Raw genomic sequence first — 23,174 nt, forward strand, 5'->3', positions numbered from 1 at the left:
TTCAATCAAAAAACACGTTTATGACAAAAAGAAATCACTACCTCATTCCTTTTGCACTCGCTTTACTCACACTCATCCTCGTTGCAGGATGTCAACCTAAGGAATCCACCAACACTCTTCAAGCAGGGGAAGGTTTCGCAGAAGTCGAAGGAGGAAAAATATGGTATAAAGTTTCCGGCAGCGGTGATGCCGTTCCGTTGGTATTATTACACGGTGGACCAGGTGTGGGAAGCATTTACCTGAAACCATTTGAGGATCTGAGTTCAGACAGGCCCGTGATACGATACGATCAACTGGGATGTGGAAAATCTGATTATATCAGTGATACAACCTTATTTACTGTGGACAGGTTCGTTGGTGAACTGGAAGCATTGAGAAACCATCTTGGTATTTCAAAATGGCACATTATGGGTCATTCATGGGGCACTATGCTGGCCGCAGCCTATTATGAAGCGCACCAGGATGCCGTAGCATCCCTTACCTTTGCCAGTCCGTGCCTGGTAAGCCAGGACTGGATGAGCAGTACCCGGGAATTACTGGAGTCCTTCCCTGATTCCCTGAAACAAGCAATCAATGAAGCAGAAATTTCTGGTGATTTCAGTAACCCTGGTTATGAAACGGCCATGAATATGTTTTACGAAAATTATGTCTGGGGAGCTAATCCGCCAGCGGCTGATTTTGACAGTACAATTACAACGATGAACAATGAGATTTATGGGTATATGTGGGGAGCCAGCGAGTTTAACGTTACTGGCACACTGGAAACGTTTGACGCTACTGAAACCCTGAAAAAGATCAATGTACCAACCCTGTTCACTGCGGGCGAATTCGACGAAATAAAGGAAAGTTATGTACGTAAATGGGCAGACATGGTCCCCGGATCAAAGGTGGAAATAATAGATAATGCAGTTCATCTCACTACCTGGGGCAACCCCGAAAAAACGATTGCTGTCCAGCGAACCTTCCTGAATCAACTTGAAGAATGAGCTGTTCCAATTCAGTCACAGTGAACTCGTAAAATTTTAACCTCCCTGAATCGACCCGAATGAAATTTTTGAATATTACCCTCGTCTTTTGCATAATTTACTGTTCCTGTTCCACAAAAGAGACAGGCAATCCTGCTAATGGCGATTACCCCATAATCACTGTTCCTGAAGGATTCGAAGCCACTATGTTATACTCTCCAACAGAACACGGACAGGGTTCATGGGTTTCTCTGACCTATGATGACAATGGCCGGTTAATTACTTCAGATCAATATGGCCGCTTGTATCGCATTACCCTGGAAGGTGCCGGGGTAACCGTAGATAGCATTAACCTTAATATCGGAAGCGCCCAGGGACTTCTCTGGAAAGACGGAGGTCTGTTCGTTTCCGTAAACGCCCGCCCCAATGATACCTTCAATGGAAGCGGGGTTTACAGGATCACTGATTCAGATGGTGACGATGAACTGGATGATGTGAAACAATTGATTTCCCTGGAAGGCGAAGGCGAACACGGTCCACACGCCATTATTGAAGGCCCCGACGGGAAGTCACTTTATCTCATTGCCGGAAACCATACACTGGTACCCGAAAACTCCACATCAATTTTAAATGCGAACTGGAAAGAGGACCGGTTGTACCCGGCAATTCTGGACCCCCGCGGACATGCCAACAACATAAAGCCTCCGGGAGGATGGATTGCGCGATCAGACGATGATGGACAATCCTGGAACGTCATTGCTTCAGGATTTCGAAATGCCTATGATATTGCTTTCAACGTTGAAGGTGAGCTTTTCACCTATGACTCAGATATGGAATGGGATCTGGGATCTCCCTGGTATCGGCCAACACGAGTATGTCATGTCATACCCGGTGCAGAATTTGGGTGGCGAACAGGCTCAGGGAAATGGCCCGCATATTATCCCGACAACCTGCCTCCCGTTATCGACATCGGACAGGGCTCACCTACCGGAATCACGTTTGGTTATGGCGCAAAATTTCCAGCTGAATATCAGAGCAGTCTGTATATTTCCGACTGGAGTTTCGGAACGATCTATAAAGTCGATCTGTCGGAAAACGGAGCCTCCTACTCCGCTAAAAAGTCGGAATTCCTATCCGGCACACCTTTGGCAATCACCGATCTGGTTATCGCTCCGGATGGCAATATGTATTTCACCACCGGGGGAAGAAGAGGAACTTCCTATCTCTACCGTGTCCGGTATACCGGTAATGCTGCAACCGATCCTGTTCAAATGGCTTCCGCCAATAGTTCGGCACGCACAGCGATGCATGCGCTTATGGAACCTGCTGTGCCGTTGGACGAAATCTGGAACGGACTTTCAAGCGATGACCGTTTCATCCGTTATTCAGCGCGCGTTGCCCTGGAGAAACATCCTGCAGATTCATGGCTTTCCAAACTTGAGGCAGAAAGTCAACCCTCCATCATATTTGAAGCTGCCATCGCGGCTGCACACTCGAATGATGTCCGTCTGAAGAATCCCTTACTTTCAAAACTTAAATCAGTCGATCCCGAAAAGCTGGATCTCCAGAGTAAGCTGGCCCTCGTACGCGTATATGCCCTGATTTTTTCAAGGCTCGGCGCACCAGACAATGACATCCGTTCAAACCTGCCCGCATATCCAGGCGGCAATGCCGCCCTTGACCGGGAGATGAGCGAAATGCTTGTCTATCTCGACCATGCGGAAGTAATTGAGCCTACACTCACCTTAATGGAGCAGGCCGAGGCGACCATTGAAGCCGACCTCACCCCGGTAGATGTGCTGGAACGAAGTGAACAATACGGTCCTACCATCAAAGCGATGCATGAAAACAGGCCAGCTGAGCAGGGAATCGCCCTGGCACGAGCACTCAGCCATCAGGAGTCCGGCTGGACGCCGGAACTTCGGGAACGATATTTCCGGTGGTTCTATCGGGCTTTACAAAAAAGCGGAGGGTGGAGTTATATTGGTTTTGTAGAGCGCATCCGCCTGGAGGCGCTGGATCAGGTTCCGGCTGATGAACGTAAACAACTGGCTGAGATTTCGGGGGAAGCACTTTTGAACCAGCCCTCGTACGATTCAAATGTTCCTCCTCCATCAGGTCCTGGAAAAAACTGGCAAATCAGCATGGCACTGGAGGCTGTGAACGGTCAGCTCGAAGGAAAAGACCTGAAACGTGGCGAGGAGTTATACAAAGCGCTGCTCTGCGCATCCTGCCACAGCATGGATGGCCTGGGCGGTAATGTAGGTCCGGACCTCACACAGGCAGGTACGCGTTTCTCCAATTATGACCTGTTAATGGCAATGATCTCGCCAAGTATGTCAATTTCAGACCAATATGCTGCAACATTATTTGCGCTGAGAGACGGGAATACTGTAGTCGGAAGAACAACACGAACAACCGATGATACTGCATATGTGAATGTGAATCCATTTGGAAATGATGAAATTTCCATTGCTGCCGATAACATTGAATCCCAGGTGCCATCTCCGGTATCGTTGATGCCCGGGGGCCTGATCAATTCACTCAATGACGAAGAATTGCGCCAACTGATGGCCTATCTGAGTAAAAGCAGAAACGATTCTAAATAAGACCTGCGATATTGAAACGCTCTGCGAGATTTTTGGTGACCGTCTTTATAGCTTTGATGTTGATTCTATGATAAAATTTAATTGGCGAACTCGAACCTGTCACTTGACATAAAAGCCGCATACTTACTATATTATTGGAAAAAAACCTTTCTAATGAAACACCTTCATATACTGATCGGCTTTTCTTTGGTTCTGTTTTGTGGATGCAGCACTGAGACAAGCAATGATAAAGCTGAAACTCCTGCTTACACCCCGATAGTTGTGACTACCCGATCGATGGAGTTCAACCTGCCGGATACGATTCCATCGGGCTGGCATACTTTTGAATACGACAACCAGTCGGGGGACATCCATTTTTTTGTTTTTGAAAAATTACCGGAGGGCATCACCCTGGAGAATTATAAAAGCGATATTGTTTCTGTTTTTGAAAATGCACTTGATCTTTTCGACGAAGGCAAAATGGATGAAGGGTTCCAGGAATTCGGCAAGATACCGGAATGGTTTAGCCAGGTAGAAAATGTAGGTGGCGTCGGTCTTCTCGGCCCTGCCAGTAAAGCAGATGCCACATTTTTCCTGGAGCCGGGCAGATATGCCATGGAATGTTATGTTCGTATGCCCAATGGCCGGCCTCATGCACTGATGGGTATGCTGAATGAAGTTATCGTAACCGATGCTGTATCTTCCCTGAAAGATCTTCCATCTGATTTGGGAATCTCTGTTTCCAGCACAAATGGAATTCAATTCAACGATACTATTCCGGCTGGTGAGTATACATTTTCAGTCCATTTTGAGGATCAGAAGAAGTACGAAAATATGATGGGACATGATGTTAACATTGTCCGCCTTGACGCTGCCGATACAGATATCGCTCCCCTGGCTGCCTGGTTGAACGCAGCAGATTTTACAGCATTGCGAACACCGGCACCAGAAGGTTATACTTTTCTGGGGGGCATACAGGAATTACCGGGCGGTCAGACGGGTTACTTCAGCGCTTCTCTTCAAACCGGGAGCTACCTGCTTATATCTGAAGTGCCACAAGCGCTTGAGCGAAATATGTATAAACGATTTGAGGTTATTGAATAAAGTCATTCAAGGGTTATTTGTAACTTACACCTGAACTAAAGACCATGCCTCATGAAACGACGCAAATTTATTCAGGCCGCTTCCCTTACTTCAGCAATACCTCTTTCCATGACATTTGGAAAGGCATCGGCCACCTCATCTCTTGCCGAGGAAAAAGAGCTTTATGAGCTCAGAACGTATGAGGTGAAATTTGGAAGCAACCAATCTTTACTTGTCAATTATCTGAAGGATGTGCTACAGCCGGCATTGAAGCGAACAGGTGTCAATCATTTCATCCTTTTCAGCGAATATGGCATGAGCAACCCTTCAAATCTGCACGTATTGATTTCCTATCCTACAGTAGCCATTTACCTGGCCGGGCAAAATCTGCAAAACGATCAAACCTTCAATTCTGCCGCACAGGAATATGATGCTATACCCGCAGACCGCCCGTTGTATAATCGATACACTTCATCACTCCTGCTTGCATTTGACGGTCTTCCAAAAATGAATAACCCGATTGAAGGGGCATCAATTTTTGAACTGCGCACCTACGAAGGCTACTCGGAAGATGCAACACGCCGTAAAATAAAGATGTTTAATGTCGAAGAAATCGATCTCTTCTATAAAACCGGACTTCATCCTGTGTTTTTCGGGGATATGATCAGCGGACCGTTCCGGCCAAGCCTCGTTTACATGCTTGGGTTTAAAGATATGGAAGAAAGGGACGCCAACTGGAAGGTATTCGTTGACCATCCGGAGTGGAAACGGATGTCGGCGAAACCGGAATATGCCAATTCGGTTTCCAATATTCGCCGGTTGTTTCTACAACCTGTTTAGGACGCATCCGGCGATACCGGTTCAATTCAAAACATTTATATACCTGTCATAAAAATTGAATTTGAAATCTATTGGCATTTAACTAACCTTCCTGTTTACAATCATAGTGAACAGAGCTCTTCTCATATTTTTAATACTGATATCTCCCGCTGGAATACTCCGGGCCCAGGAGAATAATTCTGAAAAATTTCATCTGAATATCAAGGAAGCAATAGATCCGATCAGAATTGATGGTATTCTGGATGAGAAAAGTTGGGAGACAGCAGATGTTGCAAAGGATTTTTACAGAATTACCCCTATGGATACTGGTTTTGCGGAAGCAAAAACAGAAGTTATGATGACCTATGACCAGGAAAACATATATGTGGCAGTAATTTGCTGGGATGATCTGCCCGGCAAGAACCTGATCGCATCGCTGCGCCGTGATTTTAATTTTTCCGCTAACGATAATTTCATCTTTTTCATGGACACGTTTCAGGATAAAACCAACGGCTTTTCCTTTGGTGCATCTGCAGGCGGGGCACAATGGGATGGTTTGCAATCCGACGGTGGTACAGTCGGACTTGAGTGGGACAATAAATGGTTTTCAAAAGTTAACCGGGAAGAGGGACGCCAGGTACATGAATATATGATACCTTTCAAATCGATCCGGTACAAGGAAGGTATAGATGAGTGGGGCATCAATTTCTCACGTTTAGACAACAAGCGAAATGAAAAATCCTCCTGGGCCCCGGTTCCCAGGCAATTTCCAAGCGCTTCACTGGCTTTCGTTGGTACCCTTCACTGGGATAAGCCACCTCCACCACCAGGAACAAATATATCTGTAATACCCTATGTATCCGGAAGAGCAATCAAGAATCAGGAAGAAGGCAGTGAAACCGACTATACCTTTGATGCGGGATTTGACGCCAAGATCGCCGTTACCTCCTCGCTTAATCTGGACCTTACCCTGAACCCGGATTTTTCACAGGTTGAAGTGGATCGCCAGGTGACGAACCTGAGCAGGTTTGAATTATTCTTTCCGGAACGCCGGCAGTTTTTCCTCGAAAACAGTGACCTGTTTGCCAACTTTGGTGACCGCAATATTCGCCCGTTCTTTTCACGACGAATCGGGCTTACCAATCCGATCCTTACAGGGGCACGCCTGAGCGGAAAGATCAATAAGGACTGGCGGATCGGCGTGCTGGACATGATCACCAATCGGGTAGACAGCGTGAATTATCCCGGACAGAATTATTTTGTGGCGGCCTTCCAGCGGCGCGTAATGGAGCGATCCAATATTGCATTCATGGTGGTGAACCGTGATGGCCTTGACGTGATGCAGGGCGATAGCCTGGCCAATAAATGGAACAGGGTCGTGGGTGCCGACTTCAATCTCTTCTCTGCAAACAATCTTTGGCAAGGAAAAGTATTTCTACATGGGTCTTTCACACCGGATCAGCAGGATCTTTCGCATGGATTACAACTGGAATACACGGGTCAGAACCTCACGTTCGAATGGGAACATCAATATGTGGGAAGTGATTATGTCGCCGAGGTAGGATTTGTTCCCCGAACGGGATACCTGCGGCTTAATCCGGATGTCGGTTATAAATGGTTCCCTAAATCAACCGTGGTGAACCGACATGGCCCCACCCTGCGCAATCAATTCTATTTCACCGAAGGATGGGGGTTTACCGATCATATTCTGAGTCTGAACTATGAGCTGTTATTATTGAATACCGCAAGCTATCAGGTTGGTTACGAAGAAAGTTTTATCCAGCTGACCGAACCATTCGATCCTACTAATAACGATAAAGAGCCCCTGCCGGCCGGATCAGAGCACCGTTTTCGCCAGGTTGAGTTTCAAATGACATCAGACCGACGCAACCGGTGGACCTATAATGCCGGCGTGAAGTATGGGGGATTTTTCAATGGAACGCTTACAAACCTCCAGGGTTCGCTCAGTTATCGTTTTCAACCCTATGGAAGTATCGCTGTGACGGCCGATTTTAACCGTCTGACTTTCGATGAAGAAGAAAATAATTCAGACTTTCTGCTGGTTGGGCCCCGTCTCGATGTCACATTTACCGACAAGATATTTCTCACTACCTGGCTTCAGTACAATAACCAGATCGATAATGTAAATCTTAACGCCCGTTTTCAATGGCGATATGCCCCTGTATCTGATCTATTCATTGTCTACACGGATAACTACTATTCCAATAATTTTAAGGTGAAAAACAGGGCGATAGTGATTAAACTTAACTACTGGCTCAATCTTTAACATCAAATGCAGGGTAATCTAAATGATCCTCAGCCCATACAGGCGACCAAACGACTTGGTTCATTGGATTTCCTTCGGGGAATTGCAGTCCTCGGAATACTGGTGATCAATATTGAATCATTTGCCTATGATGACCCATGGAGTCCGTTCAAATATGGATTTGATTCCGCGGTCGATGCAAATACCCGTTTCTGGGTTTACTTTCTGGCACAGGGAAAGTTCTTCAGCATGTTTACATTGCTTTTTGGAGTAGGCTTCTTCATGTTCCTGGAGCGGCTACAGGGGCTCGGACTGAAAGCCATGGACATTTATGCCCGACGTCTCCTTTGGCTCTTTATTTTCGGAGTAATACATGCTTACGTGATCTGGGATGGAGACGTATTATATCATTATGCCATCTGCGGTTTTTTGCTGTTCCCGTTCAGATCATTCAAGTTGAAACAGTTGATGATTACGGTCCTCATTTTTACTGGTATTTTGTTCTACAACAGTTATCAGAATGCCAAAAGGATAGAATTTCTCCATGAGCAGGCAATACTGGCACAGCGTCTGCCCGCTGAAGACCGTACGGGGCAACAGGCTGAAGATATTGAGATATGGAAAAAGAGGACATCAAAAGGTATTGCCGTAACCGATACTGCCACTGTGAGAAAAAGCCTTGTTGAAAGTATCACGATAAACGCTGACCACTCAGGGGTACATAAGGGAAACATACTATACCCCGGAATACTCTTCAGAACCCTGATCATGATGATACTTGGTATTATTCTCTATAAAACCGGAATTTTTTCAGACATCAGGAATAAAAAATTGTATTGGTCAACCACTCTCCTTCTGTTTTTCGTTGCCCTTGTAATCAATTATTTACGCTATGATCACTGGACATTTCACTACTTCGAACCGGTAGAAAATGTATGGCAATCATGGTTGTTCACGCTGCCAAAGGAAACGTTGGGAGTTGCCTATATCCTGGTGCTGAATGGTTTATACCACCAGGTTTTGAAAGGAAAAGACCTCAACCCTATTTCGCTTGCCGGGCGAATGGCGTTGACAAACTATATTATGCAAAGCATTATTTGTGCCCTGATATTCTATGGATATGGATTCGGAAGGTATAATACCTTCAACAGGTATGAGCTTCTGTTTATCGTATCGGGTATTTGGATATTCCAGCTGATAGCAAGTACATGGTGGATGAAAACCCATAAACAGGGGCCGCTGGAAGCATTGTGGCGCAAACTAACTTACCGTTAATTATAATTTCACAGAAATGAAAAACGCTCTTACAGTATTATTTTTATCATGTCTTGTACTTGCCTGCTCCCCGGAGAAAGAAGGACACTCCGGTGAAACCGTCATTACCAAATGGCCGGACGACAAAAAGGCGGCTTTGTCCATCACCTTTGATGACGGCATTATAAACCAGCTGACCGTTGCCAGACCTATCATGGATCAATATAATTTGAAGGGTACCTTCTTTATTATTACCGGAAAGGTTGAGGGTTCTCAACCAGGTAAATTTATTGGCCGATCACCGGAAGAGATCATCAAAGAGACTGCTGATATTGAAACGAACGAAAACAATTTTTTTGAACGTGCTTCCCTCATCGCCTTTACCGGCACTTCCGAGGCAGAGGACTATCACGCCCGTGTAGGATCGCTTTATGAACAGGGCAAAGTAGAGGAAGCATATCAATTGCTGGATGAGGGTTACTCGAAAATCCGGAATGGTTCGATGAAGGATACTAATGATGTTGTTTTTCACAATAACGTGGAAGACACCACCACCTGGGAACAATATCGTTCCTACGCTGCAGATGGCCATGAAATCGCCAGCCATACGGTTACTCATCCCCGGCTGGCAGTACTGGATGAGATTAACATGAAATATGAACTGGAGCAGAGCAAGGCTGATATTGAAAAATTCCTGGGCCCTGAATACACATTTTCTGCCGAAGGACCGTACGGCACTGAAAACGAACGGGTTATGTCTTATGCCTATGACATTTATCCCGCACTGCGAAACAGGATGCCCGAACCCTATCTTGAAGAATTAAACAGATCCAGCGATAAATCACCGCTGGATTCCGACGAGGAGTATGTACAATGGCAGCGTGGTGCACTTACCCGCCACAGTGTCGACGATATGAAAGGTTGGGTGAATACAGCCTTATCCGGTTCGGGTGTATGGCTCGTGCTTGTTTTTCATGGAGTCGACCAGTTTGGCTGGGAGCCCAAAACGGGAGAAGAGCTGGATCAATATTTCAGTTTTGTGAACGATCAGCGCGACTCCTTATGGGTAGATACGTTTGGGAATGTCACTAAATATATCCGGGAGCGGAAAAATACCGTAATTGAAACGAAATCTGAAGATAACCGCATTTCTATCCGGCTAAGCACTGAACTTGATCCAGAGTCATACAACGTACCTGTAACCCTTAAAACCTATATTCCTGAATCCTGGACAAAGATATCGATCACCGATCCAACCGGTAAAAATATTCAGGCTATCTTTAAGGATGATGCGAATGGTAAATACGTTCTTTTCAATGTGATACCATCCGCAGGAGAACTCGTTTTACAGAAAAATTAACCTCAATTATAAACATGAAACACACTTCATTAGTGCTGCTGGTTGCTATCGCTGCGGCATGCTCAACAAAAACAACGGAAGAGACATCGACTGCCACGGTTTCGGAAGAGTCGATTGGACGACACATAGAACGTCTGGCGTCTGATGAGTTCATGGGCAGAATGCCCTTCTCAGAAGGCGAAACAAAAACCGTTGATTACCTGGAAAAGGAATTTTCAGCACTGGGTCTTGAGCCCGGAAACAATGGAAGTTTCTTTCAGGAAGTACCGCTTGTGGAAATTACCGGAACCCCTTCCGAAACCATGCGAATTACAGGATCAGAAGAATTTGATCTGGCCTTTTTTGATGATTTTGTAGCCAATACGACAAAGGTTGTGAACGAGGTAAGCCTTAATAATTCAGAGCTCGTGTTTGCGGGTTATGGCATCGTTGCCCCGGAATATGACTGGAATGACTATGAGGGAATTGACTGGGCAGGCAAGACTGCTGTTGTACTTGTGAATGATCCTGGTTTTGAATCCGGGGATTCCAGCTTGTTCAAGGGAAATGAGATGACCTATTATGGCCGCTGGACCTACAAGTATGAAGAAGGTGGCCGGCAGGGTGCCGCCGGAGTCCTGATCATTCACGACACCAAACCTGCCAGCTATGGCTGGAATGTGGTGCAGTCAAGCTGGACTGGTCCACAGCAAAGCCTCGAAAGTAATGCCCCTAAGTCGGATGTAATCGGGTGGGTAACGGGCGATGCTACAGCAAAGCTCTTTAGCGGTACAGGCATTTCGGTAGATGATCTCAGAACCCTCGCACGCCAGCCCGACTTTAAACCTGTCCCGTTAGGAAAAAGCGCTTCAGTAAACATTACCAATACCATCAAACGTGATGAGTCTAAAAATGTGATCGCTGTACTGCCGGGCACGACACGGCAAGATGAATACATTTTATATTCAGCACATTGGGACCATCTTGGTATTGGCAGACCCATCAATGGAGATTCAATCTATAACGGTGCTGTGGACAATGCGTCAGGAACAGCTTGCCTGCTTGCCATAGCAGAAGCATTTACCAAGGGGCCGCAACCGGAACGATCCATTATTTTCCTGGCAGTAACGGCAGAGGAACAGGGTCTGCTCGGATCTGCATACTATGCAGAAAATCCTATCTATCCTCCGCAGAAGACAGTGGCAAATATCAACATGGACGCATTGGAAAGTCCGGGTCCAATGAAGGATCTAACCATTACAGGCTTCGGTCATTCAGAAATGGATGAATATGCAGCGCGCGCTGCCGAGAAACAGGGCCGCTATATTATACCGGATCCCGATGCTGAAAAAGGATATTTCTTCCGTTCCGATCATTTTAACTTCGCGAAAATTGGAATACCCGCATTGTATGCAAGCGGGTCCTATGAAGATTTCGAACATGGAGTAGATTATATTGCCGAGCAGAAGGAAGATTACCTGCAAAATAAATACCATCAGCCTGCTGATGAATATGTCCCGGGAGAAACGCCGCTTTCAGGAATTCAATTCGATGCTCAACTTTTATATGAGGTTGGTAACACCCTGGCCAGCGAAGATTATTTCCCGAAATGGTACGAAACCAGTGAGTTCAGGGCCGCCAGGGAAAAGTAATCTTCTCAGATACCGCATTTGCATCCGCCATTGCTTTTCAGCAATGGCGGTTTTTTTTATAAAAAAGATTATCTTATAAAATCAAACCTCTCGCTATAACTTTCAATACATGAAATACTTATGCCTTATTGCCATGCTCACCGTCTCAATCACGGTGAATGCCCAGACTAAGTCAATCAAAAATTCCCCTCCCCTCACTGAAGCTTCCCCTGAAAGCGTTGGCATGTCCTCTGAAAGACTTGCAAGAATTGATAAGATGCTTCAGGAATCAATAGAAAAAAATGAGATCCCTGGAGCTGTTGCCCTCGTAGCCCGCAATGGCAAGATAGTATATCTTAAAGCCTTTGGAATGAACAAAAGTAATGACCCATTCAAAACAGATGATATTTTCAGGATTGCATCACAGACAAAGGCTATTACCGCAACCGCGGTTATGATGCTTTGGGAAGAAGGAAAATTTCAACTGGATGACCCAATCGCAAACTATATCCCTGAGTTTGAAAATGCGGGTATTCTGGCCTCGTTCAATGAGGCTGATTCTACCTTTACTATCTCACCAACGGATAAACCCATAACCATTCGGCACCTGATTACTCACACATCCGGAGTGGGCTATGGTGTGATCGATGGCGACAAAAGATTTACCAAAATATATCAGAAAGCAGGGATTGTGGATGGCATTACAAAAGAACCTGTTCTGCTGGCCGACAACATAAAGAAGCTTGCAACTATGCCCCTTCACCATAATCCCGGTGAAAAATTCACCTATAGTGAAGGGCTGGATATATTGGGCAGGCTGATTGAAATTATTTCCGGGAAACCATTGGACCAATTTTTTCAGGAAAGAATATTCAAACCCCTGAACATGAATGATACTTATTTCTATCTCCCGGAAAACAAATATGATCGTCTGGTAAACGTTATGACAAGAAAAGACGGCAAACTGGTAGCCTATGAGTCGGGCGGACTGGGTGATTCCGACTTCCCTAAAGCCGGGGCTAAATCCTACTTTGGCGGGGGAGCGGGACTGGTAAGTACTGCCACTGATTATGCTTCATTTTTACAGATGTATCTGAATAAAGGCGAATTGAATGGCGTTCGCCTTCTAAGCCGCACAACCGTTCGTTCGATCATGAGCAATCAAATTGGTAATATCTGGGGTAATTCAGGGGCATATTATGGTCTCGCCTTTAGAGTAATTGATGAACACGGCGAAGGAATTGGAGGAGAAGGTAGCGAAGGCACATTCAGTTGGGGAGGCGCATTCAACACCCAGTATTTTGCCGATCCGAAAGAAAACATTATTGGAATATTACTGAAACAAACCCTGAATATCGGGGAAGAGCCTACCGGCTGGAAATTCAAGGTATTAGTTGAAGCAGCAGTGGATGACTGATCATTTCAAATAAACACGCCAACACCTTAACCCTTAACCGCTACATTCATGAACTATCGATTTATTCCCCTTTGCATAGCGCTGACCCTCACAGCAGGCTCAGCCATCACTTCTTATGCGCAAAATCTGGCCGCAGAAGCCAACACGTTGATCAGAAACCTATCCGAACCTTTGAAGGAGCGCATGCTCTTCAGTCTCAATGACGAGGAACGCATGAATTTTCACTTTGTTCCACGCGAAAGGAAAGGGATTAACTTTCATGACCTGAATGAAAGTCAGCAGGATATGGCTTTCTCCCTGATCAGATCCTCACTCAGCGATGAGGGACTTCGTAAGACAACAGAAATTATGGCCCTGGAAAATGTATTGTACAAGATCGAGAATAACCGTTTTAAATGGCCTGATGGAAGCCCGGGCAGGGATCCGCTGAATTATTTTTTTTCAATTTTCGGAACACCTTCTGATACTGGGTTTTGGGGCTGGCGCTTTGAAGGACATCACATATCGCTCAATTTCATGCTGAATGATAATCAGATCGTTTCCTCAACACCATCCTTTTTCGGCACGAACCCGGCTAAAGTGGATGTAGAAGGTTTTGACAAAATCGAGGTGCTGAAGCTTGAATCCGACCTTGGTTTTAGGTTACTCGGTACCATGAGTGATGAGCAGATGAAAATTGTACGGTTTTCCGAAGAAGCGCCGGAAGGCATATTTTCGGGAGCTAACCGGACTGCTACGGCCCTGGAACCAAGAGGTATACTGTATCCTTCCATGACACAGGATCAACAGGAGATTTTCATGGACCTGCTAAATGTTTATATCGACAATTATGAGCTTGGATTTTCAAAACGACTTCGCGCTAAAATTGAAGCGGCCGGAATTGACAACCTGTCATTTTCCTGGGCTGGCAGCCTCACAGAAGGTAGTGGCCATTACTATCGCATCCAGGGACCTTCCCTGCTCATTGAATTTGATAATACGCAGAACAATGCCAATCATATCCACTCGGTGGTTCGTGACCTCACAAATGATTTCGCAGAAGATCTGCTGAAACAACATTATGAAAATCACCATTAATGCATGAATCCCGGGATCCGTTTCAAGGTTCTGAAATCACGACCATACTCGTTACTTCAGACCTTGAAAAGTCAAAAGACTTTTATCTTCAAGCATTAGGCGCCAGCCTCTTCAGGGAATATGGCGGCGATTCTGCGGTTATCCAACTCATGGGACATTGGATTTTATTGGTAAAACCCGGCGGGCCAACAGACGACAAGCCCGGTACGTATTTTAAAACACCGGGCAATAAAGAAGTCGTGAGCCACTCCTTTACCATCCGAGTTAACAATTGCTGGCAATCCTATGAAATTCTTTCAGGCCGTGGGGTTGAATTCATTACACCTCCAATTAGCCGGGGGAATGAAACCCGGTGTTTCTTCTATGATCCGGATGGGCACCTGTTTGAGATCAGTGAATATCGTATTGACTGATTGTTCAGTTTTTGCAGAATCAATACCTAATTCAGTTGTCTATTAATTTATACCTTCAGAGGGCATTGAACGACTGCCATGAATACCACCTTCGAGGGTATAAGGTAATCGTGTGATCGTAACTCTTTTCTTGGTTATTTACCTGATTTTGATGTAATTACCGCGAATCTCTTCCTCTTCACAACTTATGGCAAAATCAAACAGACGAAAATTTATCATTGGGACAGCAGGTATTTTAGGCACGACTGTTCTGGGCACCTGGCTCCTCCGAAGGCCTATATTAAGGCAACTGATGAAAGGTGATTTTAATCCGGAATTACTTACCTCAGCCCCCGGCGAAGAAGACTATTGCATTCTTACCGTTCAGCAGACTGAGGGGCCCTTTTTCTTTCCTTCTCCGGCCCGATCGGATATCCGGGAAGACCGCAAAGGAAAAGAACTTCAGCTAAAATTTCAAATAGTAAATCACCCCGACTGCACCCCGGTTGAAGGCGCCAACGTAGAAATCTGGCATTGTGATGCCGAAGGCACCTACAGCGGATATCCGGAAGAAATAACGCATGATGAATGGGCCTCTGCTATGTTTTTATTGAACAACAGTGAAACCATGGATGACAAGATGCACGTGAATCCTGTGAATGAAAATAAGTTCTTACGTGGAAGACAGCAATCTGATTCGAATGGTGAAGTGGCCTTTACAACCATTTTTCCTGGATGGTATGTAGGACGTGTTCCGCACATCCATGTGAAAATTACCACCCGTGAAAACAGGGAGGTACTGTCCCAGTTTTATTTTGATACCAACCTTTGTGATGAAATTTACACATCAATTGAGCCGTACTCCCAATATGGCAAATGTCCGCTCAAAATAGAAAATGACGGAGTTCTTGCTTCGACGGAAAATGCATTCGGACTGATGTTCAGTATCGCTCCGAATGAGAATCAGGTCCTTTCCACAGTTACCAAAATTGGAATTGTAAACTCCTGACAAGAACATCCCGGACAAGCTCATTATTCACTGTTCATTGACATCTGAAGAAATGATAGAGGTCATGTGACGCCGACTGAATATGCGGTAAATTCAATCATTACGCATTCACGTTGTCATGCATACCCTTTCCCGACAGAAATTTTTCCCTATCGATCCGCCAGGAGCGCGATTACTTTCAGAATTATGGCATTACCAGCGCCAGGACAGATATATTTCCGCAGATACCATCCGGGTTTTGGCCAGGAAGCATCGTGTATCTGAAATTGAAATACAGGGAGTTGCCTCTTTCTATCACTTCTTTCACCTCAAGCCAGCCGGTAAGCATACCATTTACCTGAATACCAGTGTAATTTCAGAATTCCGGGGATACGAACGGGTTAGAACAGCATTTGAGCAGGCTACCGGTGCGCGTATGGGCAGTACCGATATATCTGGTACATTCGGGCTCTTTCCTACCGCGTGCATCGGATTATCAGATCAGGAACCCGCTGCGCTCATCGACTTCTATCCCTTTACCAATCTGAACGTGGTTCGGGTAAAGGAAATCATTCAGCAAATACGAGAAGGAATTCATCCGGCTGAAATTTGTGATCATCCCGCAGATCATATACGATTTACCCCGCCCGATGGCAAGTCAGTTTTCTTCACACCCTACCTCCGGGGAAATGGAATCCGGCGTGCCCTGAAAATCGGTCGCCAGGCAATTATTGAAGAAATTAAAATTGCCGGTCTCTCCGGACGTGGCGGTGCATTTTTTCCCACCTGGAAAAAATGGGATGCTTGCAGAAGTTTTACCTCAGATCCCAAGGTGATCATATGCAATGCCGATGAAGGTGAGCCGGGAACCTTCAAGGACCGGGTACTTCTCAATAAACAGGCCGGATCTGTGATCGAGGGAATGATCATTGCCGCATTTGCCGTTGGCGCGACTTATGGAATGATCTATCTCCGCGGTGAGTACCAGTGGCTACTGAATCACCTTGAAGATGAATTGGTCGCCTTTCGGGAAGCCGGATTGCTCGGAAAGAATATTGCCGGTACCGACGGCTTTGATTTTGATATCCGGATTGAACTTGGCGCGGGCGCCTACGTTTGCGGAGAAGAGACCGCACTTCTCGAATCCATGGAGGGGCGCAGGGGCGAGCCCAGAACCAAGTGGTTCTACCCGGTGGAACGTGGTTATCTCCAATTGCCTACAGTGGTAAACAATGTTGAAACATTTGCTGCGGCATGCAGAATACTTGAAATGGGATCCGGAGAGTATTGCAAAAGAGGAATCCCCTCTTCGCCCGGTACCAAAATTATCAGCGTCGCTGGTGATTGCCAAAAACCCGGCATCTATGAGATTGAATACGGCACCTCTGTTGGCGAATTACTTGACATGTCAATGGCGATCGACCCGCTCTTCATACAAGTGAGCGGGCCTTCCGGGGAAACGCTGACAACCACAGACAGGGACCGAATTTTTATTCCACGCTCAATTAACCCTGAACGGGAGATTCGCTGCGGCGGATCTTTGATGGTTTTCAGTAAAGAACGGGATATACTTCAGATCATTATGAATTTCAATGCTTTCTTCAAGCATGAGTCCTGCGGAGTCTGCACACCCTGCCGGGCTGGAAATTTCATCATTCAGCGGAAACTGGAAAAATTACGGTCGGGGCTTGCCGATCATCATGACCTCCATGAACTGAAGAGCTGGACTCATATTATGCGCAAATCCAGCCGTTGCGGATTAGGCAAGACTGCTGGTAACCCTGTACTGACCGCCCTGGAAAAATTCGGTGAATATTTTGAAGGTACTTATGGCGCCTATCACAATGACCTGATTCACCCGTTTGACTATACCCGGGCAATCGCACCTTTTGAACAATACAAACCCTGAGAATTGTGGCTCAATGTACATTCTATATCGATGGTAATCCGTGTTATTCCGAGGAAGGAACCAACCTGGTGGATGCAGCAAAGGCAAATGGAATTTTCATACCCTCCTTGTGTTATTATGAACACATCGATCCCCCACTGGGTACCTGCCGTACCTGTACCTGTAAGATCGATGGCCGGTATGACCCTGCGTGCACGGCAAGTGTTAAAGAAGGACTTTCGGTAGAAGTAAATACCGAAGAACTAATCGATTTGCGCAAAGCGCTCATAGAAATGATGTTTGCCGAAGGAAATCATTTCTGTCCGGCCTGTGAGAAAAGCGGTAATTGCGACCTGCAGCACATGGGCTACGAACTCGGAATTTCTGTAACCAGATTCCCGCACCTCTTTCAGGACCGACTGATCGACTTTCAACCTAAAAGGCTCGTACTGGAACACAGCAGGTGTATTAAATGCAAAAGATGTATCGAGGAAATCCACACGTCAGACGGCCGGCGGGTTTTCACCTCTGTGAACAGGGGATATCATACTTCCATTGGTATTGATTATAATGCAGAGGCGTCGCTTACCACTGAACAGGCTGAAAATGCAGCCATGATTTGTCCGACAGGCGCAATTCTTGTCAGAGGCAAAACCATGACCAGGCCATTTGGTGAACGTGCATTCGATACGGCCTCCTCGCAATCGGATTTCAAATCCAGGATTGTTCCAAAAGGGCACAAAGGTCCACTCGAAAAGAAAACGATTGCAACCGTTTCACTTGCCGGGTGTTTCGGCTGCCATATGTCGATGCTGGATATTGATACAGAATTACTTGATATCATTGAACTTGTTGAATTCAACAAATCTCCGTTAACCGATATCAAGACCTTCACACGCCGGTGTCACCTGGGAATCGTGGAAGGAGGATGCTGCAATACTGAAAATATTGAAACCCTCCGCACATTCCGGGAAATGTGCGATATACTGGTGGTAATGGGAGAATGTGCAGCCTGGGGCGGCCTTCCGGCAATGAGAAATACCATACCTCTCGGAGAATGCCTGGAGGAAGCATATCTCAATTGCGTTACAGCAGAGCCCGGCGAGCACACAATCCCCTACCACGAAGACCTGCCGAAGATTCTCGACAGGGTATATGGCTGCAGCGAAATCGTTAAAGTCGATTATACGATCCCCGGGTGCCCGCCGAATGCCGCACATATCTGGAAGGTGATAAAAAGCCTTCTTTGGGGTGAATCATTCTCCGTACTTTATTCCGAATTCAAATATGACTGACATGAGCCGTAAAGTGGTAATTGATCCCGTAACACGGGTAGAAGGACATGGACGTGTAACCATACACCTGGATGAATATGGTAAAGTTGAAGATTCATTCTTCCATATCGTTGAATTCAGGGGATTTGAACGCTTTATTCAGGGACGTCCTTACTGGGAAGCACCTGTACTGGTACAGCGTTTGTGCGGAATTTGCCCGGTGAGCCACCACCTTGCAGCCGCCAAAGCAATTGATCAGATCGTTGGTGTTGATCCTGAGGATTTATCACCTACTGCGACTAAACTCCGCAGACTCATGCACTACGGACAGATCTTCCAGTCACATGCGCTGCATTTCTTCTACCTGGCATCACCGGATCTGCTGTTTGGTATGGATGCACCGGTTCAAAAACGAAACGTTTTCGAAGTTGCCATTGAAAATAAGGAGCTGGCAAAAAAAGGTATCCTAATGCGGAAATTTGGCCAGGAGATCATAAAAGCAATTGCCGGCAAGAAAATTCATGGGGTGGCCGCTGTTCCCGGGGGAGTTTATAAAGTTTTCAATCCGGAGGAAAGAGAATATTTCCTGAACGGTAAGGATATCCCGAATATTGAAACCATGATCCAATGGTCTCAGGAAGTGCTGGCATTCATAAAAGCCTATGCAGAAAAACACCATAGCCTGCTGGATACTTTTGCCGAATTCCCATCCGGACATCTCGGAATGGTGGATGATCAGGGAAACCTGGAAATGTATCATGGTCTTTTGCGCGCAATAGACTCCACTGGTAACACAACGCTTAATGACGTAAGTACCAACGATTACCAGCAGTATTTCCTGGAAGGTGTTGAAAGATGGTCTTACATGAAGTTTCCATACCTGAAAAATATCGGTCCCCAAAAAGGATGGAACAGGGTTGGCCCACTTGCCCGGATCAATGTTTGCGACAAAATTTCTACACCGCTTGCCGAACAGGAACGCAGGGAATTCTTTTCTTTCTCAGCAAAAAAGGTGAATAACAGCACACTCTATGCGCACTGGGCCCGTCTGATCGAAATTTTACATTGTGCAGAGATCATGAGAGACCTCCTCAATGACGATGAGCTTCTCAGCGACGACCTTTTCCGCGAAGGCACTCCGCGAAACGAGGGAATCGGTATCATCGAGGCGCCAAGGGGAACCTTAACACACCACTATCAGGTAGATGATCATGGAATGATCACCAAGTGTAACCTCATTGTTTCCACCACCCATAATAATGAAGCCATGAACCATGCCGTCAGGTGGGTAGCAGACCATGTTATCAGCGAAAAGGGTACCATTACCGAAGGCATGCTCAATCAGGTTGAAGTTGCAATCAGGGCCTATGATCCCTGTTTGAGCTGCGCAACCCAGGCTTTGGGACAGATGTCGCTGAAGGCAGAGCTCTACGATCATACGGGAAGTCTGATCCATCAGATTGTAAGAAATGGCGAATAATACACTCATCATAGGTATAGGTAATTACGGCAGGTCAGATGATGCCCTGGGATGGAAAGTGGCTGACTATTTTGCTGAATTCCACCAGGAGTTTGATGTGGAATATCGTTATCAGCTCCAGATTGAAGACGCTGAACTTATTGCACGGTATGATACCGTTATTTTTACCGATGCCTCCCGGGAACAGCACAAAAAAGGATTTGAATATTCATTGTGCAAGCCTGAATCATTTACCCTTTATACCAGTCATAAACTACCGCCTGAACATGTATACTGGCTCGCAAAAGAATTGTACGCCGCAAATACAGAGTGCTGGGTCATGGCGATAAGCGGTTATCAATGGGAACTGAATCAGGGACTTTCAACCAAGGCTCGTATCAACCTTGATAATGCCATTCGCTTCTTCGATAAAATTACCCTCTGAAGGGTGTGAAGTTCGACATCCACTAAGATTTTAATCACATTAGGGAAATTACTATATTAATGGTAAGTACATCATTTCCAATCTATTATATTCCATCATGAAACAAATACTCATTTGCATCCTTCTTCTAACCTGCAGTTCTCTTGCTCACGCTCAAACTAATGAAATTGAAGAAAGTAATAAAGCCCTTGCCCGTGGCTTCTATGACGATCTTTGGTTTTCAAATAATACCGACAACTATGTAAAATACATGGCAGACACTTACGTTGCCCACGACATTGGTGACCGAAAGGGTGTGGTGGAGCCCGCTGTTGAGCAAAAAAATATTGCCGATTTCTTCTGGGAAAATGGGGAGTGGCATAGCCGCTATGACTACCAGATTGCGGAGGGTGACCTGGTCGCCACCCGGTGGATCGCCCGGTATGAGCCAAAAACACTGTTCGGGAAAGTGGTGTTGGGCGAACACGAAATACCAATTATCAATGTATTCCGGTTTAAGGACGGAAAAATTGTTGAGCTATGGAATCATCGGCATGATATTGACGGTCCGATGACCCGTAGATATACCCTCCAGGGTTTTGCCATTGGCTTATTAATCGCTCTGATTCCGACTATTCTGGCCTTCAGGTATCGGCGGAAACTAAAAAGACTAACGGCCTGAACTAATGAATGGAGTATCAGGCAGTCTTAGCTACTGTCTGGAGCCATTGCTTTGAAACCATCAAAAAAAGCGCGAATTTATTTCCATGAATTCCGGACCCGTTTATGCCTGCATCTCCCTCCTGTTTTACAGTACAATGGCTGTGCTTTTTTCATCCTGTGGCAAACAGGATAAACAACCATCGCCGGAACGACCAAATATTATCATTATTTATCTCGATGACCTTGGGTATGGAGATGTAAGTGCATATGGTTCAACGACCATATCCACCCCTAACATGGACCGACTGGCCAATGAAGGATTAAAATTTACACGTGGCTATGCGGCCTCCGCGACGTGTACTCCAAGCCGGTATGCGCTGCTCACAGGTACGTATCCATGGAGAAATAAGAATGCCCGAATTTTGCCTGGAACGGCCCCCCTTTTGATTGATACGTCCATGATCACTTTACCAAAAATGCTCCGCCAACAAGGTTACAAAACAGGTATAGTCGGCAAATGGCATCTCGGTCTGGGAGATGGATCTATCGATTGGAATGAACAGATTTCTCCCGGTCCGAATGAAGTTGGTTTTGATGAATCCTACATTCTGGCTGCAACCCAGGACAGGGTACCTACTGTCTATATAGAAAACGGCAATGTTGTTGGGCTTGAAGAGACTGATCCGATTATGGTTAGCTATTCAGAGAATTTTGAAGGTGAGCCCACTGCGCTGGACCATCCTGAAATGTTGAAAATGAAATGGGATCATGGTCATAACAACAGCATTGTAAATGGGATTCCAAGAATTGGTTTCATGAAAGGCGGGCAGAGGGCCAGGTGGATTGATGAAGATATGGCAGATGTATTCCTGGAAAAAGCACGGGAATTTATTCATAATCAGCGAGAGTCTCCATTCTTCCTGTATTATGCACTGCAACAACCGCATGTTCCCCGTACACCACATCCCCGATTTGTTGGAGCAACCTCGATGGGCCCGCGCGGTGATGTGATCGCAGAAGCGGACTGGTGCATCGGGGAACTAATGAAAACCCTGGAAGAAGAAGGCCTGTTGGAAAATACACTCATCATTCTGAGCAGTGATAACGGACCAGTCATAAATGACGGATATTTGGACCAGGCTGTGGAGTTGCTCGGTGATCATAAGCCCTCAGGCCCTTTGCGCGGCGGTAAATACAGCCTTTTTGAGGCGGGGACACGTGTGCCCTTTCTGGCATTCTGGAAAGGCTATATTGAACCCGGAACTTCTGATGCGATGATTTCACAAATCGACCTGGCCGCATCTCTTGCTGAACTTACGGGCAGCTCCGCAACATTTCGGGATAGTGAAAACATGTTACCTGTCTTATTGGGCAGGAGCCAGGATGGAAGAAAAACGCTGATCACCGAAGCCACGGGACGAACTGCATTACACTATGAGAACTGGTTAGTGATCCCCCCGAACAATGGGCCTGAGGTATTTCAAAATGTAAATATTGAATCAGGAAATTCAGCGGAGTATCAGCTCTATGATCTCACAACAGACCTTTCGCAACAGAAAAATCTTGCTCCCGGTGATTCTGCAAGACTAAACCAGTTTATTCAGATCTATAAAAATCTTACCGCAATAAATTAGAAATCCCGAAAAC

18 protein-coding genes are annotated in these 23,174 nt (G+C 45.9%); all 18 read left to right on the forward strand.

The features are described from left to right. Positions 1-20: 20 nt before the first annotated feature. The 18 genes from LDX50_RS21210 (at position 21) to LDX50_RS21295 (ending at position 23,161) form a co-directional block, all read left to right on the forward strand. On the forward strand, positions 21-986 hold the full coding sequence (locus LDX50_RS21210; RefSeq protein WP_225698213.1) for a proline iminopeptidase-family hydrolase: 966 nt from the start codon (positions 21-23) through the stop codon (positions 984-986). A gap of 59 nt (positions 987-1,045) precedes the next feature. Then, complete coding sequence (locus tag LDX50_RS21215) at positions 1,046-3,574, forward strand: c-type cytochrome (RefSeq protein ID WP_225698214.1); 2,529 nt, start codon at positions 1,046-1,048, stop codon at positions 3,572-3,574. Between the two features lie 153 nt (positions 3,575-3,727). Beyond that, positions 3,728-4,657, forward strand: a complete 930-nt coding sequence (locus LDX50_RS21220) for a hypothetical protein (RefSeq protein ID WP_225698215.1) — start codon at positions 3,728-3,730, stop codon at positions 4,655-4,657. A 51-nt stretch (positions 4,658-4,708) separates the two neighbouring features. Next, entirely contained in the window at positions 4,709-5,476 is a 768-nt protein-coding gene (locus tag LDX50_RS21225) for an NIPSNAP family protein (protein ID WP_225698216.1), read from the forward strand. 106 nt (positions 5,477-5,582) lie between these two features. After that, entirely contained in the window at positions 5,583-7,742 is a 2,160-nt protein-coding gene (locus tag LDX50_RS21230) for a DUF5916 domain-containing protein (RefSeq protein ID WP_225698217.1), read from the forward strand. 6 nt (positions 7,743-7,748) lie between these two features. Further along, a complete protein-coding gene (locus LDX50_RS21235; protein ID WP_225698218.1) occupies positions 7,749-8,996 on the forward strand; it encodes a DUF418 domain-containing protein in 1,248 nt (415 codons plus the stop codon). 16 nt (positions 8,997-9,012) lie between these two features. Then, positions 9,013-10,335 (forward strand): polysaccharide deacetylase family protein, encoded by a 1,323-nt coding sequence (locus tag LDX50_RS21240; protein WP_225698219.1) that lies wholly within the window; start codon positions 9,013-9,015, stop codon positions 10,333-10,335. A 14-nt stretch (positions 10,336-10,349) separates the two neighbouring features. Then, positions 10,350-11,966, forward strand: coding sequence for a M28 family metallopeptidase (locus tag LDX50_RS21245; RefSeq protein ID WP_225698220.1), 1,617 nt, complete (start codon positions 10,350-10,352; stop codon positions 11,964-11,966). 109 nt (positions 11,967-12,075) lie between these two features. Further along, positions 12,076-13,362 (forward strand): serine hydrolase domain-containing protein, encoded by a 1,287-nt coding sequence (locus LDX50_RS21250; RefSeq protein WP_225698221.1) that lies wholly within the window; start codon positions 12,076-12,078, stop codon positions 13,360-13,362. 48 nt (positions 13,363-13,410) lie between these two features. Further along, complete coding sequence (locus LDX50_RS21255) at positions 13,411-14,439, forward strand: DUF3500 domain-containing protein (protein WP_225698222.1); 1,029 nt, start codon at positions 13,411-13,413, stop codon at positions 14,437-14,439. Further along, positions 14,439-14,852 (forward strand): VOC family protein, encoded by a 414-nt coding sequence (locus LDX50_RS21260; protein WP_225698223.1) that lies wholly within the window; start codon positions 14,439-14,441, stop codon positions 14,850-14,852. The genes LDX50_RS21255 and LDX50_RS21260 overlap by 1 nt, the downstream gene beginning before the upstream one ends. 187 nt (positions 14,853-15,039) lie before the next feature. Continuing rightward, on the forward strand, positions 15,040-15,840 hold the full coding sequence (locus LDX50_RS21265; protein ID WP_225698224.1) for a dioxygenase family protein: 801 nt from the start codon (positions 15,040-15,042) through the stop codon (positions 15,838-15,840). A 118-nt stretch (positions 15,841-15,958) separates the two neighbouring features. Continuing rightward, positions 15,959-17,728, forward strand: a complete 1,770-nt coding sequence (locus LDX50_RS21270) for an NAD(P)H-dependent oxidoreductase subunit E (RefSeq protein WP_225698225.1) — start codon at positions 15,959-15,961, stop codon at positions 17,726-17,728. 5 nt (positions 17,729-17,733) lie between these two features. Further along, positions 17,734-19,002 (forward strand): NADH-quinone oxidoreductase subunit B family protein, encoded by a 1,269-nt coding sequence (locus LDX50_RS21275; protein WP_225698226.1) that lies wholly within the window; start codon positions 17,734-17,736, stop codon positions 19,000-19,002. Position 19,003: 1 nt separating this feature from the next. Then, positions 19,004-20,461, forward strand: a complete 1,458-nt coding sequence (locus tag LDX50_RS21280; RefSeq protein ID WP_225698227.1) for a Ni/Fe hydrogenase subunit alpha — start codon at positions 19,004-19,006, stop codon at positions 20,459-20,461. Further along, positions 20,451-20,885, forward strand: coding sequence for a hydrogenase maturation protease (locus LDX50_RS21285; protein WP_225698228.1), 435 nt, complete (start codon positions 20,451-20,453; stop codon positions 20,883-20,885). The genes LDX50_RS21280 and LDX50_RS21285 overlap by 11 nt, the downstream gene beginning before the upstream one ends. A 97-nt stretch (positions 20,886-20,982) precedes the next feature. Beyond that, positions 20,983-21,546, forward strand: coding sequence for a nuclear transport factor 2 family protein (locus LDX50_RS21290; protein ID WP_225698229.1), 564 nt, complete (start codon positions 20,983-20,985; stop codon positions 21,544-21,546). A gap of 85 nt (positions 21,547-21,631) precedes the next feature. Continuing rightward, the gene (locus LDX50_RS21295) at positions 21,632-23,161 is read left to right on the forward strand and encodes a sulfatase family protein (RefSeq protein WP_420828562.1); all 1,530 of its coding nucleotides are present in this window, start codon (positions 21,632-21,634) and stop codon (positions 23,159-23,161) included. Positions 23,162-23,174: the final 13 nt, after the last annotated feature.

It is taken from the genome of Fulvivirga sedimenti (genome assembly GCF_020328055.1).

Excerpts from the sequence above, each read along its gene's own strand:
- LDX50_RS21260 (WP_225698223.1), top strand. The coding sequence starts at position 14,439 with ATGCATGAATCCCGGGATCCGTTTCAAGGTTCTGAAATCACGACCATA.
- LDX50_RS21290 (WP_225698229.1), top strand. The coding sequence starts at position 20,983 with ATGAAACAAATACTCATTTGCATCCTTCTTCTAACCTGCAGTTCTCTT.
- LDX50_RS21235 (WP_225698218.1), top strand. The coding sequence starts at position 7,749 with ATGCAGGGTAATCTAAATGATCCTCAGCCCATACAGGCGACCAAACGA.
- LDX50_RS21285 (WP_225698228.1), top strand. The coding sequence starts at position 20,451 with ATGGCGAATAATACACTCATCATAGGTATAGGTAATTACGGCAGGTCA.
- LDX50_RS21225 (WP_225698216.1), top strand. The coding sequence starts at position 4,709 with ATGAAACGACGCAAATTTATTCAGGCCGCTTCCCTTACTTCAGCAATA.
- LDX50_RS21250 (WP_225698221.1), top strand. The coding sequence starts at position 12,076 with ATGAAATACTTATGCCTTATTGCCATGCTCACCGTCTCAATCACGGTG.
- LDX50_RS21240 (WP_225698219.1), top strand. The coding sequence starts at position 9,013 with ATGAAAAACGCTCTTACAGTATTATTTTTATCATGTCTTGTACTTGCC.
- LDX50_RS21220 (WP_225698215.1), top strand. The coding sequence starts at position 3,728 with ATGAAACACCTTCATATACTGATCGGCTTTTCTTTGGTTCTGTTTTGT.
- LDX50_RS21245 (WP_225698220.1), top strand. The coding sequence starts at position 10,350 with ATGAAACACACTTCATTAGTGCTGCTGGTTGCTATCGCTGCGGCATGC.
- LDX50_RS21270 (WP_225698225.1), top strand. The coding sequence starts at position 15,959 with ATGCATACCCTTTCCCGACAGAAATTTTTCCCTATCGATCCGCCAGGA.
- LDX50_RS21295 (WP_420828562.1), top strand. The coding sequence starts at position 21,632 with ATGAATTCCGGACCCGTTTATGCCTGCATCTCCCTCCTGTTTTACAGT.
- LDX50_RS21215 (WP_225698214.1), top strand. The coding sequence starts at position 1,046 with ATGAAATTTTTGAATATTACCCTCGTCTTTTGCATAATTTACTGTTCC.
- LDX50_RS21265 (WP_225698224.1), top strand. The coding sequence starts at position 15,040 with ATGGCAAAATCAAACAGACGAAAATTTATCATTGGGACAGCAGGTATT.
- LDX50_RS21210 (WP_225698213.1), top strand. The coding sequence starts at position 21 with ATGACAAAAAGAAATCACTACCTCATTCCTTTTGCACTCGCTTTACTC.
- LDX50_RS21255 (WP_225698222.1), top strand. The coding sequence starts at position 13,411 with ATGAACTATCGATTTATTCCCCTTTGCATAGCGCTGACCCTCACAGCA.
- LDX50_RS21280 (WP_225698227.1), top strand. The coding sequence starts at position 19,004 with ATGAGCCGTAAAGTGGTAATTGATCCCGTAACACGGGTAGAAGGACAT.